Origin of the sequence: Bacillus sp. FSL W7-1354, assembly GCF_038002405.1 — a bacterium.
GTDB lineage: Bacteria > Bacillota > Bacilli > Bacillales > Bacillaceae > Bacillus > Bacillus paralicheniformis.
Genome location: NZ_JBBOCL010000001.1, coordinates 559,892 through 577,266, shown reverse-complemented (window position 1 = coordinate 577,266; position 17,375 = coordinate 559,892). Strand labels below are relative to the sequence as shown.

The 17,375-nt window shown below is 45.9% G+C and carries 15 protein-coding genes and 1 pseudogene; 2 read left to right on the top strand and 14 right to left on the bottom strand.

What is annotated here, in order from left to right; genetic code table 11:
* Positions 1-33: 33 nt before the first annotated feature.
* The 4 genes and pseudogenes from MKZ04_RS03065 to MKZ04_RS21780 all read right to left on the bottom strand — a co-directional run.
* Positions 34-906: an NAD(P)-dependent oxidoreductase gene (locus tag MKZ04_RS03065; RefSeq protein ID WP_023857293.1), complete on the bottom strand. Its 873-nt coding sequence runs from the start codon at positions 904-906 to the stop codon at positions 34-36.
* Between the two features lie 13 nt (positions 907-919).
* A complete protein-coding gene (locus tag MKZ04_RS03060; RefSeq protein ID WP_023857294.1) occupies positions 920-1,705 on the bottom strand; it encodes an SDR family oxidoreductase in 786 nt (261 codons plus the stop codon).
* Between the two features lie 101 nt (positions 1,706-1,806).
* A complete protein-coding gene (locus MKZ04_RS21785) occupies positions 1,807-2,733 on the bottom strand; it encodes a methyl-accepting chemotaxis protein (RefSeq protein ID WP_373367297.1) in 927 nt (308 codons plus the stop codon).
* A 15-nt stretch (positions 2,734-2,748) separates the two neighbouring features.
* Positions 2,749-3,675 (bottom strand): annotated as a pseudogene (locus MKZ04_RS21780) (HAMP domain-containing protein); the annotation flags it as partial.
* A gap of 266 nt (positions 3,676-3,941) precedes the next feature.
* Between MKZ04_RS21780 and MKZ04_RS03050 the strand changes: the two are divergent.
* A complete protein-coding gene (locus MKZ04_RS03050; RefSeq protein ID WP_020451179.1) occupies positions 3,942-4,589 on the top strand; it encodes a GNAT family N-acetyltransferase in 648 nt (215 codons plus the stop codon).
* A gap of 7 nt (positions 4,590-4,596) precedes the next feature.
* On the opposite strand, the gene splB is transcribed toward MKZ04_RS03050, so the two are convergent.
* From splB to MKZ04_RS03010, 8 genes are all read right to left on the bottom strand, one after another.
* Complete coding sequence (gene splB, locus MKZ04_RS03045) at positions 4,597-5,625, bottom strand: spore photoproduct lyase (protein WP_023857297.1); 1,029 nt, start codon at positions 5,623-5,625, stop codon at positions 4,597-4,599.
* Positions 5,626-5,698: 73 nt separating this feature from the next.
* Positions 5,699-5,932: a transcriptional regulator SplA domain-containing protein gene (locus MKZ04_RS03040; protein WP_023857298.1), complete on the bottom strand. Its 234-nt coding sequence runs from the start codon at positions 5,930-5,932 to the stop codon at positions 5,699-5,701.
* A 120-nt stretch (positions 5,933-6,052) separates the two neighbouring features.
* Complete coding sequence (gene ptsP, locus MKZ04_RS03035; protein ID WP_020451177.1) at positions 6,053-7,771, bottom strand: phosphoenolpyruvate--protein phosphotransferase; 1,719 nt, start codon at positions 7,769-7,771, stop codon at positions 6,053-6,055.
* Positions 7,771-8,037: a phosphocarrier protein HPr gene (locus MKZ04_RS03030; protein ID WP_003181247.1), complete on the bottom strand. Its 267-nt coding sequence runs from the start codon at positions 8,035-8,037 to the stop codon at positions 7,771-7,773. Before MKZ04_RS03030 ends, ptsP begins: the two co-directional genes overlap by 1 nt.
* A 100-nt stretch (positions 8,038-8,137) precedes the next feature.
* Entirely contained in the window at positions 8,138-10,234 is a 2,097-nt protein-coding gene (ptsG, locus tag MKZ04_RS03025; RefSeq protein ID WP_020451176.1) for a glucose-specific PTS transporter subunit IIBC, read from the bottom strand.
* A gap of 223 nt (positions 10,235-10,457) precedes the next feature.
* Positions 10,458-11,303, bottom strand: a complete 846-nt coding sequence (glcT, locus tag MKZ04_RS03020) for a glucose PTS transporter transcription antiterminator GlcT (protein ID WP_003181243.1) — start codon at positions 11,301-11,303, stop codon at positions 10,458-10,460.
* Positions 11,304-11,440: 137 nt separating this feature from the next.
* Positions 11,441-12,412 carry a LacI family DNA-binding transcriptional regulator gene (locus tag MKZ04_RS03015; RefSeq protein WP_020451175.1) on the bottom strand — a complete coding sequence of 324 codons (972 nt, stop codon included), beginning with the start codon at positions 12,410-12,412 and terminating at the stop codon, positions 11,441-11,443.
* 211 nt (positions 12,413-12,623) lie between these two features.
* Entirely contained in the window at positions 12,624-13,349 is a 726-nt protein-coding gene (locus MKZ04_RS03010) for an NPP1 family protein (protein ID WP_023857300.1), read from the bottom strand.
* A 473-nt stretch (positions 13,350-13,822) separates the two neighbouring features.
* Here MKZ04_RS03010 and MKZ04_RS03005 point away from each other — a divergent pair, with 473 nt between their 5' ends.
* Positions 13,823-13,957 carry a hypothetical protein gene (locus MKZ04_RS03005; RefSeq protein WP_003181237.1) on the top strand — a complete coding sequence of 45 codons (135 nt, stop codon included), beginning with the start codon at positions 13,823-13,825 and terminating at the stop codon, positions 13,955-13,957.
* Positions 13,958-14,027: 70 nt separating this feature from the next.
* Here MKZ04_RS03005 and MKZ04_RS03000 read toward each other — a convergent pair whose 3' ends face one another.
* Together MKZ04_RS03000 and MKZ04_RS02995 are read right to left on the bottom strand one after the other, a co-directional pair.
* The gene (locus MKZ04_RS03000; protein WP_023857301.1) at positions 14,028-15,122 is read right to left on the bottom strand and encodes a M24 family metallopeptidase; all 1,095 of its coding nucleotides are present in this window, start codon (positions 15,120-15,122) and stop codon (positions 14,028-14,030) included.
* Positions 15,123-15,326: 204 nt separating this feature from the next.
* Positions 15,327-17,234, bottom strand: a complete 1,908-nt coding sequence (locus MKZ04_RS02995) for a heavy metal translocating P-type ATPase (protein WP_020451172.1) — start codon at positions 17,232-17,234, stop codon at positions 15,327-15,329.
* Between the last annotated feature and the right edge of the window lie 141 nt (positions 17,235-17,375).

The following is a 17,375-nucleotide window of genomic DNA, read 5'->3' as shown; positions in this document are numbered from 1 at the left end:
AAACCACTTGCATTGAGCAAGTGGTTTTTTTCGTTATTTATATTCTGTCCAAAGCTTGTACACACTTTGGGTGCCGCTGTTTTCTTCGCCTTTTTCCACAAGGGTGTCGTAAAGGCTTTTCGCAAGCTCGAGCCCCGGCATTTTCTCGCCCATCAACTCCGCTTCTTCTAGCGCGATGCCCATGTCTTTAACAAAGTGTTTGACGTAAAAGCCCGGTTCAAAGTCGCCTTTCAGCATTCTAGGCGCGAGATTTGAGAGGGACCAGCTTCCCGCAGCGCCGGTCGTAATGCTTTTTAACACATTGTCGGGATCGAGTCCGGATTTTTTGGCGTAGGCCATCGCTTCTGCGACACCGATCATACCTGCAGCAATCGCAATCTGGTTGCACATTTTCGTATGCTGCCCGCTTCCGGCCGGCCCCTGATATTGGATATTTTCACCCATGATCGAAAAGATCGGGTAGCATTCATCAAAGGCTTTCCGTTCTCCTCCGACCATAATGGCGAGCGTGCCGTTTCTCGCGCCGACGTCCCCGCCTGAAACCGGAGCATCTAAAGCGTAAAGTCCTCTCTCTTTTGCAGCATCCTCGATTTGTTTGGCGAGAGAAGGCTTGGAAGTCGTCATATCGATGAGGTAAGAACCTGTTTTGGCATTTTCAATAATGCCTTCGCTTCCAAAGTAAACTTCTTCAACGTCTTTTGGGTAGCCGACCATTGTGATGATCACATCAGACGACTGCGCCAGTGCTTTGACGGATGATTTCCATTCCGCCCCTTTTTCCACGAGGCTGTCCGCTTTCTGTTTTGTTCTCGTATAGGCGCTGACGGGATAGCCTGCAGCTAAAATATGCGAAGCCATGCTGTTTCCCATTACTCCGAGTCCGATAAATCCGATCGTTTTTTTCATGATGTCATCCCCCTTAAATTGCTTTTACCATTCCGCCGTCTATCAGCAGAGTCTGTCCAGTCATATATGTATTGCATTCTGATAAAAGAAAGCTTGCATATTGTGCAAAGTCGTCAGGTTTTCCGTAGGAGCCGAGCGGAATCTCTTTCTCATAGCTTTCCTTCACCTGCTGCTCGGAAAGGCCTGTTTTCTCGGCTTTGAGCCGGTCAAGCTCTGCCACGCGATCTGTCGCGATTCTCCCAGGGGCGAGCGTGTTGATCAAAATGCGGTGTTCGGCCAACTCTTCCGCAATGGATTTTGTCAGACCGACGATTCCCATTCGAAACGTGTTGGAAAGCAGCAACCCCGGAATCGGTTGCTTGACTGATGAAGAAGCGATATTAACAATGCGGCCTCCATCCTTTTTTAGATATGGAAAAGCTTCGCGGATTAAACGGACATAGCTGAGCAGATGCAATTCAAATGAAGAAGTCCAGTCAGCGTCTGTCAGATCGAGCAGGCTGCCGCCTTTCGGTCCTCCGACATTGTTGACGAGCATATCGATCGTTCCAAATGTGTCAGCGGTCTTTTGAACGAGCGCTTTGATCCCGTCAGCATCTGCAAGATCGCATACTTGATATGAGATGGATCCGCCGCCGAGTCCATTCAGCTCTTCCGCAGCTTTTTTCAAGTCCGCTTCGTGTCTCCCGGACAACATGACATTTGCCCCTTCTTTCGCAAGGGCTTTTGCAATCGCATTGCCTAGTCCTTTGCTGCTTGCTGCCACAAGCGCCGTTTTGCCATTCATCTTTAAGTCCACAATCATCACTCCCTTCATATTTATAGTGTAACATGTATATTCTGAAAATTGGGATTGTGAGCGTTGAAAAAGTCCCTCTTTCAAAAAGAGGGACTTCTTTATTACACGTTAAACTTATTGATCGCATTTAATAATTCTTGATTGGCCTCACTCAGCGCTTCAGCCGATTTGGCGATGCTTTCCAGCGCTGTCAGCTGCTCGTTTGTCGAAGCGCTGACCTCTTCCGCAGCCGCTGCTGACTGCTGGGAAATAGCTGAAATGCTTTGGATCGAATCAGACATTTTTTGCTGTTCTCCGCTCATACCAGAGATTTCAGAGTAAATGTGGTCAATTGAGTTGACGAGCGCCTGCATTTCTGCAGTAATTTTGCTGAGCGCTTCTCCTGTCTCATGAATCATTCCATTTTGCTCTTCATTCATCTTGCTTGCTTCCGTCATCGCTGATACGGCTTCTTTCGTTTCCAGCTGAATCTGCTTGACCGTTTCACTGATATGCTGTGAAGAGACCGCCGATTGTTCGGCAAGCTTTCTCACCTCATCTGCAACTACCGCAAAACCGCGTCCGCTTTCGCCGGCACGGGCTGCTTCAATGCTGGCGTTCAGAGCAAGCAGGTTTGTTTGATCAGAGATCGCCGAGATGGCTGTAACAACCTCTTCAATGTTTTTCGTTTTTTCTTCAAGCTGCAAAAGCATATGTTCCACTTTCTTCGTCTCCGAGTTGGCTTCATTTGATTTTGCAAGCAGCTGCCCGAGGGCATCGATTCCTGTATAGCTTGCATCTTCTGATGTTCTCGAAAGCTTCTTGATGCTGTCGGCATGATGTTCAATTTCTTTAATTTTGACAGATAGCCGTTCGGATTGTTCATTTACATTTTCGATCTCTGCCGCTTGTTCTGTCGCACCTGTCGCCACTTCTTCGATTGCTTTGGCAATCTCATCGCTCGCAGAAACCGTTTCTTTTGAAACAGCGCTTAATTGATCGGTCGTTTTCGATACTTTTCCGGACGAGGTTCCGACTTGCACAATCATTTCTTTCATGTTTTCGACCATCTTGTTGAAGTCTTTTGTTAATATACCGATTTCGTCTTTTGAGGCAGCTGCTGTCTGGACCGTCAAATCACCGCCCGCGACAGCCTTTGTTTTGGCAATCAGCTGCTTAATCGGGCCTGTGATCGTTTTGGCAAGGAAATAGCTTAAAATGATCGCCGCTGCCAAAGCAATGATTGAAACGATCATGACCATTTTGTTCATTTCCTGTGCGACCCACATCAGCTTCGCCGTGTCGAATTGCGTACCGACTTTCCAGCCCGTACCACCGACGGTCTGATAAGCGATCACAGTATCTTTGCCTACTTTGATTCCGTCTTTGGATGACGGGATGTCCCGATATGTTTTGTCTTTCGATATATCGTCACCTTGTTTTGACGGGTGGGCAAGCATTGTCCCGTTTTGGTCCAAAATAAATGCGTAGCCGTCATATGGCATCTTTTGATTTTCGATAATTTTGTTTAATGAATTCAATGAAATATCTAAGCTGATGACGCCTAATACTTTATTGTCGACAACGACTGCTTTAGCCGCTGCGACCATCATCTCTCCAGACACGACATCTTGATACGGCTCTGTCCAGATCACTTGATCAGACGTTTTGGCAGCCGATGTGTACCAGGGCCGGGTCGTCGGGTCAAAATCTTTATCAAATTCGGCTTTCGGGTATATCCATATATCTTTTTTTGAAGTCGCTATATACGCATTGGTGACAAATTCGTTTTTATCCTTGATTTGCTTTAATTCGTCGTTGATCAGTCTGCCCAATAATTTATTTTGATCATCTTCTAAAAATGACTGCGCCATTCGACTGTCGCTCATACGATTTAAAGCGATTTTATAGTTTTCTAATTGAAGCTCGATATTACCTTTGATCGAGTTAAGCAGACTTGAAGTCGATTCTTTTGCTTGATCTTCAAGCATCGATTTCAACAAATGTGTTGTGGAAAACTGTAGGACGATAACCGTCAAAATCAGCAGGATGGCAACAAATCCGGCAATTTTGACATGCAGTTTTTTAAACAAATGAAACCCTCCTTTACATGCACCTTCATATTCTTTTTATCGGCCAAAATTTCGCAAAATTAAGATAGCCTGCTAAAATAACGGTATAATGAAGGAAATATCAAAAGGAGTGATGGGCGATCTATAAACAGTTTTACGTCGATAACGGCATTTCTTATCAGCAGGTGGACATCCGCAATTACAACAACAAAGATATTCCCGATTTGATTGCACTCCAAAGAGAATGCTTTCCGCCTCCGTTTCCGGAAGACCTTTTGTGGAATGAAAAGCAGCTCCATTCCCATATTGAACGATTTCCCGATGGTGCACTTTGCGCGGTTTCCGAAGGCCGAATCATCGGTTCGATGACGGCGCTCATGACTGATTTTGATCCGCATCATCCTCACCACAGCTGGGACGAAGTGACAGACAACGGGTATATCGGCACACATCAAAACGATGGAAACTCCCTTTATGTCGTCGATATTTCCGTGTCCCCTCACTATCGAAAACTCGGCATCGGAAAGCGGCTGATGCAGTCCATGTATGAACTGACGGTTTTTAAAGGGCTCAAGCGGCTCATTGGCGGCGGACGGATTCCCCATTATCACAAGTCGGCTGAAGAAATGACGCCCGAACAGTATGTTCAAGCTGTATTGGACGGGGAAAAGCGCGATCCCGTGCTCTCATTCCTGCTCCAGTGCGGACGATCGCCGGTTTGCGTGATTCCCGGCTACATTGAAGATGAGGAATCGCTTCATTATGCGGTCTTAATGGAGTGGAAAAACCCTTTTTTAACATCTCAAAACAAAAAACAGAGCTTTTCCGGCTAAAGCTCTGTTATGTGAAATATTCGATTTTTGCTTCGGGAAAATAGTTATCAATATACGTTTCAAGGGCGCTGCGAAGCTCTGCTTCTTCATCCTTCTGGTATATATATTTGCCAATCCCGTATCTGCCCCATTTATAGCGCCGTTTTTCTTCATCCAGTTCGAGCTTTGTCTTTGGATAGTTTTTTTCAATGACTCTTTTTGCCGGCTTCGTGAATCTGTGCTGGATCATTTCAAAGGTAATGTCGCGCCTAGCATGCTGCGGCAGCGCACGATCGAGCTTTTCGAGCAGCACTCTGTAGCCTTCCTGCCAGCCGTCATGAATATAAATCGGAGCGATGATAAAACCAAGCGGATAGCCTGCTTCCGCTACTTTCACGGCGGCTTCGATCCGTTTATCCAAAGGGGATGTGCCGGGTTCAAAACTTTTGATGACATAATCGGCATTTACGCTGAAGCGGAAACGCGTTTTTCCGTTGTGCTTGGCATCAAGCAAATGGTCGACATGATGGAATTTTGTCACGAAACGCAATTTACCGTGGTCGGATTGACCGAAATGCTCAATTGCACGCTTTAATGTGTGTGTCAAATGATCAATCCCGACAATATCAGATGTGCAAGAAGCTTCAAACCGCGTATCCTCGGGAGCGCGTTCTTTCATATACTGGTCCGCCTGATCAAGTATTTCCTCCACATTGACGTACGTTCTGATATACGGCTTGCTGCCCATTGTCGTCTGCAGATAGCAGTAATGGCAGTGACCCATACACCCTGTTGCAAACGGAATCGCGTATTCTGCGGACGGTTTTGATGAATCGAATTTCAATGTTTTTCTGACGCCGATGACCAAAGTGGATTTCGCATTTCTGTATTTTTGCAGGTGGCCTTCCCCCGGGATATTCCTCACCTGATTGTGTGAAGTCGTTTCCCTGATCTCAAGCCCCATGTTTGAAAATTTATCCCTCAGCTCTTTTCCCAGCGGGTATTCCAGCGCTCTCGGTTCAATATAGACGAGCTGGGGAACAAACGGTTTTACCATTGGAAACAGACACATCCTTTGCTTATTTCCGTTACTTTTTGCATTTAGAGGATGTGATATACCGGTAATATTTTCATACCCCGTCAAATAACTCACGGTAAAGCCGTTCCGCCTCTTCATATGAAGAAAAAACTGCATCATCTTCGGCAAAGGCGTGATATGTATCATACATAAACAATGCCAGTTCACCTTCGTGAAGCGGGTGATCAACGACTTCAGCTTCCTTTATATGCGCGACATTGGCGGCATGCGGGTTCCGGTAAATGACATAGACCTCATCACCCGGTTTGAATGGCTGCCTGGGCATATCAAAATCCCCCTTTCTAACTATTGGTCACATGTATTATTTCCGCCGCAGCCGAGATCATTCAGATCAACAAAAAAACCCGGACGGGCATTGGTTATGCCTGTCCGGATTTTCAATCGCTTATGCCATATTGAAGGTTTCTTTTACGAATTGTACAACCTCTTCTGTTGTGCTCATGGACAGAATTTGCTCTTTGAACGATTCCGTCTCTTTTTTAGAAAGCTTGCTGATTTGCGTTCTTGCCGGCAGGATTGACGTCGCGCTCATTGAGAACTCGTCCAGTCCAAGACCGAGCAGGATCGGGATCGCGATTTCATCTCCCGCCATTTCGCCGCACATGCCGACCCATTTTCCTTCTTTATGGGCCGCTTCAATGACAAGCGTGATCAGGCGGAGAATCGCAGGATTGTACGGCTGGTAAAGGTAAGATACCCGCTCATTCATCCGGTCAGCAGCCATCGTATATTGAATCAGGTCATTCGTTCCGATGCTGAAGAAATCCACTTCTTTAGCGAATTGATCAGCGATCACAGCTGTTGAAGGGATTTCAACCATCATACCGACTTCAATGTCTTCGGAAACTTGTTGACCTTCAGCTTTCAGCTTTTCTTTTTCTTCTAAAAGAATTGCTTTCGCTTCTTTAAATTCGTTTACAGTCGCGATCATAGGGAACATAATTTTTAAGTTTCCATATGTACTTGCCCGAAGCAGCGCACGAAGCTGCGTTCTGAAAATCTCTTGCTCATCAAGGCAAAGACGGATCGCTCTGTATCCCAAGAAAGGGTTCATTTCTTTTGGCAGTTCTAAATATGGAAGCTCTTTGTCTCCGCCGATATCAAGAGTACGAACGACAACTGATTTGCCTTCCATACGCTCAAGAACGGTTTTATAGGCATCAAATTGCTCCTCTTCAGTCGGAAGCTGGTCTCTGCCCATGTAAAGGAATTCAGTCCGGTAAAGGCCGACTGCTTCTCCTCCATTTTCCAGAACGCCTTTTACATCATCAGGTGTACCGATATTAGCGGCAAGTTCCACATGATGTCCGTCATTCGTTACAGTCGGTTCATTGACAAGCTTCGCCCATTCGGCTTTTTGCGCCAGGAAGGCTTGATGCTTTTCTTCGTATTCGCTGATTGTTTCCTGGGCAGGATCAACGATGACATCGCCATTGATACCGTCAACGATCACTGTTACGCCGTTTTGAATGCCTTTTGTTGCCGCTTTTGTGCCGACAACGGCCGGAATTTCAAGCGAGCGCGCCATGATGGCTGAGTGGGACGTCCGTCCGCCGATATCTGTTGTAAACCCTTTAACAAAGTTGCGGTTTAGTTGCGCTGTATCAGACGGTGTCAAGTCTTCGGCTACGATGATGACCTCTTCGGAAATCAGACTCGGGTTCGGAATTTCAACGCCGAGAAGATGCCCTGTGACACGCTTGGTGACATCGCGGATGTCTGCGGCGCGTTCTTTCATATATTCGTTATCCATCGACTCGAACATTGTGACGAACATGTCGGCCGTTTCTTTTAAAGCGAATTCCGCGTTGACGGAGTCCGATTTGATTTTGTCTTTAATCGGGTTTAACAGTTCCGGATCGCTTAATACTAACAAATGTGCAGAAAAGATTTCCGCTTTATCTTCTCCAAGCTCTTTCAATGCATGGTTTTTAATGATTTCAAGCTCTTTTTTAGAACGCTCGATGGCGTCTTCAAAACGATTTACTTCCGCATCAGAATCAGAGATGTTTTTCTTTTCAACCGTTAGATCAGGCTCCTCAAGCCGATATGCTTTTGCGATCGCAATACCGGCTGAAGCGCCTATTCCTTTTAGTTCAAGCATTATTCGCCTAAACCTTCGCTTTTCATTGTTTCTTCAAGTGCGGAAAGAGCATCATTTTCATCAGCGCCGGAAGCAGAAATCGTAATTTCAGCACCTTTAGCAATACCTAGTGACATAACACCCATAATTGATTTAAGGTTGACGGTTTTTCCGTTATATTCCAAATTAATATCTGCATCATATTTGCTTGCTGTTTGTACAAGAACAGTCGCTGGACGAGCGTGGATTCCAGAATCTGCAGTTACTTTAAACGTTTTTTGTGCCATTTTTTATCAATCTCCTTTTAATTTAAAGCTTTTAGTACATTCACAATATTATATCATACAGCCGTACATGTCATCTGACAAGTACGGCCATTTTGTGAATTTATTTTTCAACGCGGACGATATCGTCCTGTGTCAGGCTGACATTGCCTTCTGCCTTTAAGCTCACGCTTTCGCCTTCTTGAAGGTTCGTGAACACGATCGGCGTCATCAGGGAAGGTACGCTGTCCTTCACTTTTTCAATGTCGACTTCAAGCAGTTTCTGGCCCGGCTCAACCCGGTCACCTTCAGAAACAAATGCAGTGAAGCCTTCACCTTTCAGGCTGACCGTATCGATTCCAAAGTGGATCAGAATTTCTCTGCCGCCGTCAGACTGCAGACCGATCGCATGCTTTGTCGGGAACACGTTCAGCACTTTCCCTCTTACAGGTGACACAACTGTGCCTTCTGCAGGAAGAATCGCGAATCCGTCGCCCATCATTTTTCCGGAGAATACTTGATCCGGAACATCTGTAATCGGATGAAGCTCACCAGCAAGCGGTGAAACGAATACTTCTTCACCTGATTCATTTTGAAGAGGCTCGACCATGACTTCTTCGATTTGCTGCTCTACTTCCTCGGCAGCGTTTGGTGCTTTTTCAGGACGCGGCGTGCGGCCTGACATAATGTCTTGCATTTGCGATTTTAAATTGTCGGATCTTGGTCCGAAAATCGCTTGGATGTTATTGCCGACTTCCAGCACGCCGGATGCGCCGAGTTTTTTCAAGCGCTCTTTGTCAACTTTCTTCTGATCGTTGACTGTGACGCGAAGTCTTGTGATACAAGCGTCAAGGTGTTTGATGTTTTCTTGGTCACCCATCGCCTCTAGAATTTGATAAGGAAGATCTCCTGCTGCTTCTTTGCCTTCATCAGCGGATTCTGCAGCTGCATCTTCGCGTCCAGGCGTTTTCAAGTTGAACTTGCGGATGGCAAATCTGAATCCGAAGTAGTAGACGACAGCCAGGACTAAACCGACAGGAATGACAAGCCACCAAGCTGTACGGTTCGGCAGAATTCCGAACAGGAAGTAGTCGATCAAACCGCCGGAGAATGTCATCCCGATCTTAACATTTAAAATGTCCATCATCATGAATGACAGGCCGGCAAACACACAGTGAATCGCAAACAGAATCGGAGCGACGAACAAGAATGAGAATTCGATCGGCTCAGTGATCCCTGTTAAGAATGATGTCAATGCTGCTGAACCCATAATACCGGCAACAAGCTTTTTGTTCTGCGGTTTTGCCTCATGATAAATAGCGAGCGCTGCCGCAGGAAGACCGAACATCATGAACGGATACTTACCGGTCATAAATGTACCCGCTGTCAAATCGACGCCGTCTTTGATTTGCGCCATGAAAATTCTTTGGTCACCGCGGACAATTTCTCCCGCCTGATTCGTATAGCTGAAGAACTCGTACCAGAACGGCGAGTAGAAAATATGGTGCAGACCGAACGGGATGAGGGCCCGCTCAATCATTCCGAAAATGAGAGCTGCGACCGCTTCATTTGCTGCAAGCAAGTTTGTCGAAAAGCTGTTCAGCGCGCCTTGGATCGGCGGCCAGATAAACAGCATGACGAGTCCCAGCAGCAATGCACAAATCGATGTAATGATCGGAACAAAGCGCTTTCCGGCAAAGAATCCTAAATACTGCGGAAGCTCGATTGTGTAGAATCGGTTGTACATGGCAGCGGCCAGGACACCGACAATAATACCCCCGAATACCCCCGTTGCCAATGTCGGTATGCCGAGCATTGTCGTGTATTCCGGATGGTTTTGAGTAAAGAACTGTGCTCTTTCAACTGCGTCGCTTGGAATCGAACCGTTTTGAAGAAGCACTGCACTCATCGTGACATTCATAACAAGATATCCGATAATAGCGGCGATTCCGGCAACACCGTCGCCGTTAGCCAAACCGATGGCAACCCCGACTGCGAAAAGGAGCGCCAAGTTGGTGAACACGACGTCACCTGAACTTTCCATCACTTTCGCAACAAGCTGAACGGTGCTGTTCGTTAAGAATGGTGCGACTTTTGTCATCTGCGGATTTTGCATGGCATTACCAAGCGCGAGCAGAATCCCTGCAGCCGGCAGGATCGCAACAGGAAGCATCAGCGCCCGTCCAATTTTTTGCAGAACGCCAAATAGCGATTTAAACATGTTTTAACCCCCTCTAAGGATAGTTTGACCTTACAGCAAAAATTCATGACAACTTCGTTCAAAAGACTGCTTTTTCATCCAAATAAACCGTTTACATTTCGCCTTTAGAACGACAAAAAAGGCATGGGTGAAAGCGGGTACACTAAGAAACAAAAGACAGCGTCTTCATTTCTTCCCTTTTTTCACTCATGCCTGATCGAATCAGTAACACGTTATAAAGGCGTTATGAAATTTTATTAGTTAAACGGTACAAATGCAATGTCAAATAAACGGCTTCTGCCTCATGAACCGGTTTCTTGAGCGCTTGCTGCAAGATCTTGATCATCTTCCAAGCAGTATTGTAACACAGCGGATATTCCGTTTTCAACAATAACATTAATTTTTCCGGCTCCTGAATCGGCTCGTCCCGTTTAATCCTGTCGATCGTAAAGCGCAAGTGCCTGATCAGCCGCAAATAGTTCACACTTTCCCTGTTGACCTGCATCTGGAACGAATCCTCGATGACCTGGACAAGCCTGGAGATCAGTTGGGAATGCTGATTGACTTCAGAAAGCGGGCGGTTCGTCATCGCACTGTGGATATGAAGTGCGATAAACCCGATTTCGCCTTCAGGCAGCTGAATGTCTGATTTTTCATTTATCATATCGACGGCTTCTTTGGCGACTTCGTATTCCTTCGGATAAAGCGATTCCGTCTCAAGCAAAAACGGATTCTTCATATCAAATCCCTTTTCTAAGCGCTTAACCGCAAATGCGATATGGTCCGTCAACGCGACATGAATGTGTTCGTTCAGCGGCTGGCCGATTTTTTGCGCGATATGGTAGATAACATCATTGGCGATATCAACCATTTTTTCATCGACATAAGTGAGGAGCTTCTTATACTGCGATTGTTCCTTATCATTTTCCAAGATAAACATTTTTTCATAGTTCTCATGTTCGATAAGATCTCCGCGCTTTTTGCCAAAACCGATTCCTTTGCCAATCAAGACAACTTCTCTGTAATCATCATGGAGAGCGATTAAAACGTTGTTGTTGAGTACCTTTTCAACGGTAAAGGATCTGTTCACGATCCTCAGCTCCTTTTTGTCATCAATCTCTCATATCGTACAAAACTCATGAAAGCGCGTCAATTTATTTTGACCTTTTTGATGAAAAATGTCGAAATTTGATCACTGTCTGGAAAATGATTGATGTTTTGATTACATTACACAGTCGCCCTTTTGATCAGCTTGTATGGAACGGTCTGTTTTTCCGGGCCGGCACCGCCGATTCTTTTTCGCAAAAGGCGAAACGCATGCTTCCCCATTTCCTTTATATTAATTTTGATCGTTGAAATGCCCAGCACTTCACTGATTGGCTGGTTGTCACAGCTTAAAATGGCGAGGCTTCCGGGAATATCCACCTGATGACGCTGCGCTTCAAGAAACATACCAGCTGTTACTTGGTCGTTGGCGATAAAAACAGCTGTCGGCTTCTCCTCCATCTCTCTCCATTCAGAGAACAGCTTTTGCCCGTCGGTTATCGTCAGCGACCGCTCGAATACCCATTCTTCCCGGTAAGGCTCCCCGATCGCGGCCAAAGCTTCCTTGTATGCCTCAAGGCGAAAATGGCTGTTCATGCCATTTTTCCTTGCCAAACCAATGGCGATTTTTGTGTGCCCCTTTTCAATCAAAAAATCCAGTCCTAACCGGAAAGCATCTTTGTGCGGAATGCTGACCGTTGAAAAATACCGTTCGCTTGAGTCCTGGCACAGAATGAACGGACCGGTCTCATGCCAGTCCAAAAGCGCTTCATCAGACATCGCTTTTGAACAGAAAATCAGGCCGTCCACCTGTCTTTGTTTCAGCTGCTCCAATGCAAAAATTTCTTTTTCCAATTGATAATTTGTTTGATAAAGCGAAAAGTGAACGCCTTCCTTTGCAGCTTCTTCAGCGATTCCTTCCAGCAGCTCGCCGAAATAAGGGAGGCCGATGGTCGGCAGCACAACACCTATCATATTTGAAAAGCCTTTGGATAAATGAACGGCATGCATATTCCTTGCATATTCGAGACGTTCAATCGTCTCAAGAACTTTTTGGCGTTTTTCTTCTTTGACATACGGATGGCCGTTGAGAACCCTTGAAACAGTCGTGATGGAAACCCCTGCGGTTTCAGCTATTTCCCTGATATTTGCCATTCGTTTCCCTTCTTTCTTTCAAATCTTTTCATACATGCCGGATCATTTCGCGTCATAAAGAAATTATATCGCTTGGAGACGTGGATTTTGATCGTTTTCGAAATTTTTTTCGGGGTTCTATAAATATGAAGAAAACAGTGAAGAAGATGTACGGAGAAAAAAACCGGCTGATATGAAAATATTTCACAATCAGCCGATACACGAAATATTTTTATCTAAACCATGCTTTTCCAAGGTTATTCATGAAATTGTGATCATTGAAAGGAACGTTTGCGCTTCCGAAATCCGTCGTGTTCAATGCGTTTCTTGCGGCGGGCGTCAAATCTTCCCATCCGATGAGAGGCTGGGTTCCGCCCTTTGCGCTGTCCACATATAAACTGTGGTTAATCGGTGCTTGAGGAGCATCATAGCGGATTTTCGGATGATCACCTTCCATGATCTTGTTGTTTGGAGCTGTTTTTTGAAATTTACCGTGCTGAGAATAAGCGATGGAAAACACTTTTGGATTTTGATTTGCCGGGTTATCGATCCATACGACGATTCCTTCCCAGTCATGTCGATGGCCGAATGCTTTAAAAGGCAGAGGTGAATCTTTAGGAAAATACCATGCGTACATAATCGCCCATACTCCATTGTACCATGCAGAGCGGGAGTACACTTGTCCCACGCTTTTGCTGCAGTGTCCTTCGGGCGCTCCGGTAGGCTCCAGGCCTCCGCTTGTATTGCCTTGTGCGTCAACTGCGGGAAAAGGCACGCAGCCGCTTGCGACCTTTAAATAAGGCTGAAAACGTTTGGCCGCTTTTTGAGAAACCGTCACAGGGGTTACTTCACTGAAGCCTTGCACTTTGTCATGATCAATCACTTTCGCGTCAGCTGCCGGTACGATACTGACAAAAGCAAATATCGACAAAAACAGTACATATCCTAATGTTTTCACTCTTTGCTAGCTTCCTTTCATAGATAATGGACTTCAAATCATTAGAGAAGTTTTTTAACGCTTATTTGTGTGGGGGTGAATCCGCAATCATTGCGGGGACTGAAATATCTGGATGAGAGATGAAATTGTCTGCGGCAGATTTAATTTGTCAGCGTTTGTCCCATTTAATCCCTCCCTTCTTTTGAGCTTAGTATACAAATTTTTCACATGAGAATAATGATGCAATCCGATTATCTTTTGATCAATCTAAATCCCCATAATAAAAACAAAAAGGCGCTGTAGATTCATTCATCAAACGATCATCAGAAGACTTTTTCAACGTCAATCATATTAAGCGGCTCGGCAAAATTCCTGAAAACCCTGACATCAGGGTTTTTTATTAATTTAGGGCTTGATATGGAAAGCGTTTCATAATTTAGAATGAAGGCAGCACCGGTGCTGAACACGTTTTCATTCCAGAAAGGGGAAGAAAAATGGGTATCTTCATTCTGATTCTATTATGTATCGTTATCGTACTGTCTTCAAAAGCAGCGATGAAACCGCTTAAAGAAAAACACGAGATCAAACCATTCCGTTCCTTTGACGATTTTTTCATTTCAAAGGATTGACGCGGGTAATAAGACAAACGATTCACGTCAGCATAAAAAAGAACCCGCGCGCGGGCGCGGGTTCCGTTTTTTATGAAATGACAGTCAGCTCTTTTGGATACTTTGTCAGCGCTTCTGCTCCATCGGCAGTGACAAGTACATCATCCTCGATGCGCACCCCTCCGATTTCCGGCACATAGATGCCGGGTTCAATCGTGTATACCATACCTTGTTTTAAAAGCTCATCATTGTTATGGCTCATGGACGGGTATTCATGAGGCGAAATCCCGAGCCCATGCCCGAGACGGTGAGGAAAGTAATCGCCATAGCCCGCTTTTTCGATGATACCGCGCGCTTTTAAATCAAGATCGCCGATTCTGACACCGGGCTTACTCATCTTAAGCGCCTCTGTTTCGGCCTGAAGCACCGTATCATATATTTCTTTTTGTTTTTCACTCACATTTTGATACACGAGCGTTCTTGTAATATCAGAGCAGTATCCGTCAATGATCACGCCTAAATCAAAGAGGACGAAATCGCCCGGCTTAAGCGTGCGGCTGCCCGGGTTTCCGTGCGGCTGTCCTGACTTTTCTCCGAAAAGGACCATTGTGGAAAACGACATCCCCTGGACTCCTTTTTTCTTCAGCTCATACTCGATTTTAGCGACGACATCGATTTCCGCTATCCCCTCTTTTAATGCGGCGGCTCCTGCTTCGACTCCGTAATCGGCAAGCTTGGCCGCTTCACGGAGGATGCTGATTTCTTTTTCGTCTTTGATGACGCGGATTTGGTTCAGCCTTTCTTCCGCAGAGACAAGCTCCGCACCGCTTGTGACCGCCTGCAGCATTTCGGCGCGCGACAGAGCAAGCGTTTCTTTTTCAACCGCCACTTTTGAACATTGGCTGTTTCGCTTTTGAAGCGCTGAAGATATGAGTTCCCAAGGGTTTTGATGATCCCCGTATCCGATGATCTCATACGCCCAGCCGGCTGCTCTCGCCTGACCGGCCTCCATTTGCGGACAAACAAAAAACGGCTCTTCATCTTGAAAAATAAAAACGCCCATCAGCCGTTCGTGCGGTTCTGTATAAAAGCCGGTAAGATAAAATACGTTTTCTTTTGAATGAATAAAAGCCGAAGATATGTTTTTTTCTTTCAGCCAGGAAGAGATTTGTTTAATTCTTTCCATGCTCCTTTTCACTCCTTGAGACAGTTTCCGTACCATACATTTAACATGTAAAAGCATCACATCCATTGTATCAGTTTTTCCCGTCTCTTGCTCACCGCTTATGTATTGTGGGGATGCCACCCGCTTCGATTATTGCCGCCTCTTCCTCAAACAGCCCTCTGATGTGAAAAAACGGCTGCCGTTAGCATGCAGCCGTTTCTTTATTTAGGATTTCAACAGCCTGAGACCGTTTAAAATAACAAGCAGCGTGCTGCCTTCATGTCCGATGACACCGAGTGGCAGATCAAGAATTTGAAGAAAGTTGCTGCAGATTAAAAGACAGATCACACCAAGAGAGAAAATCACGTTTTGTTTAATGATCGTATTCATTTTCCGGGAGAGCCGAATCATTTTGGTCAGTCCTGTCAATTCGTTTTTCATTAAAACAACATCCGCTGTTTCCAGTGCGACATCTGTGCCTCCCCCCATTGCGATCCCCACATCAGCGGCGGCAAGGGCCGGTGCATCATTGATTCCGTCTCCCACCATAACGATTGTTCCGTATGTTTTTTTCAGCTTTTGCGCTTCCTCTACTTTTCTGTCAGGAAGGCATTCTGAAACGACGATTTTCAAGCCCGCTTCTCGTGCGATGGCCGCTGCGGTTTCAGGCTGGTCCCCGGTCAGCATTGCCGTCTGAACACCAAGCGCATTCAGCTCTTCGATCACCGCTTTAGCTTCCGGTCTGATTTGGTCTTTTAATGCAAAACACCCCGCGATTTTTTCGCCTTTTTTCACGAACACAATTGTTTTTCCCTGCTTGGCAAGCTCCTGAACAGCCGTCGTGAGAAATTGCCCGGCTGCCTCTTCCCCGACAAATCCGGCTTTGCCGATCAGCCATGTCTCTCCATTATATCGAGCCTGAACGCCAAACCCTGACGTCTCCTCGATCGACACATTTGCGGGAAGCTCGATACCTTTTGCTTCTGCATACTCGACAATCGCTTTGGCAAGCGGATGGCCTGACTGCTTCTCAATCGCAGCAGCAGCCTCCAAGCATTCGCGCTCCTCGATATCAGCAGCTAAAAGCATATCTTCCACGCCGGGCTTTCCGTTCGTAATCGTTCCCGTTTTATCCAATGCAACGATTTTGCTGTTGCCGAGTTTTTCAAGAAAAACACTGCCTTTGACAAGCAGGCCGTTTCTTGCGCCATTCGAGATCAAAGACAGCGCGGCAGGCATGATTGAAGCGACAAGGGCACACGGCGAAGCGACGACCATGAACACCATCGCTCTGTAAAATGTCTCGCTCCAGCTCCAGCCAAGCAGAAAATGTGGCAGAAAGAGCAGCAGTCCGACAGCAAGCAAAACCCCTTTAACATAAATATTTTCAAACCGCTCAATAAACGCCTGTGACGGCGAAACACTGTTTTGTGCAGACTCAACGAGCCGAATGATCTTTTTGAACAACGAATCTTCATTTGTCTTTGTGACACGGACGGTGAGCGATCCGCTCAAATTGACTGTACCCGCAAAAACCGCGTCTCCGAGGGTTTTTTCCGCGGGGATTGATTCACCCGTTAGTGCCGATTCGTCGATACTCGTTCTTCCCGATTCGATCTCCCCGTCTGCCGCAATGCGTTCCCCGGGTTTAATAAGAATGAGGTCGCCCGCTTGAAGATCGGCCGCCGCCACGGTTCTTGTTCTTTCTTCTTCGAGCAAAACGGCTTCCTCCGGCTCCAATTTCATCAGAGATGTCAAATCGCGTTTGCTTTTATTTAATGTATACGTTTCAAGCGCCCCGCTGAGAGAAAAGATAAAAATTAACACGGCCCCTTCAGCCCAGTAGCCGATCAGCGCTGACCCGACCGCCGCAAAAATCATCAGAAGTTCAACATTCAGCGTTTTTTCCGCCAACGTTTCTTGTATGCCTTCTTTCGCTTTGGCAAAGCCGCCGATACAAAAAGCTAAAATAAACAGAACAACGGACAATGTTTTATTGCCGGACAACAGCCAGCCTGCAAGAATCAACAAACCCGACAAAAGCGCAGCAATCAATTCCCCGTGCTGCCTCCAATTTTCAAAATGAAACGTGTGACGGTTCTGCTGCGATTGTTTCCCGATCTCTAATTGCATCTCCAATATCCTCCCTAATTGAGAATGTAATTCATCGTCAATTTCCTTCTTAAAAAACAAATTGCCGCCTCATCGGCAGCATAAACATGGAGTATTTTATTTATATAAAGGGTATGACTGCTTCTTGTCCATTGAACACAC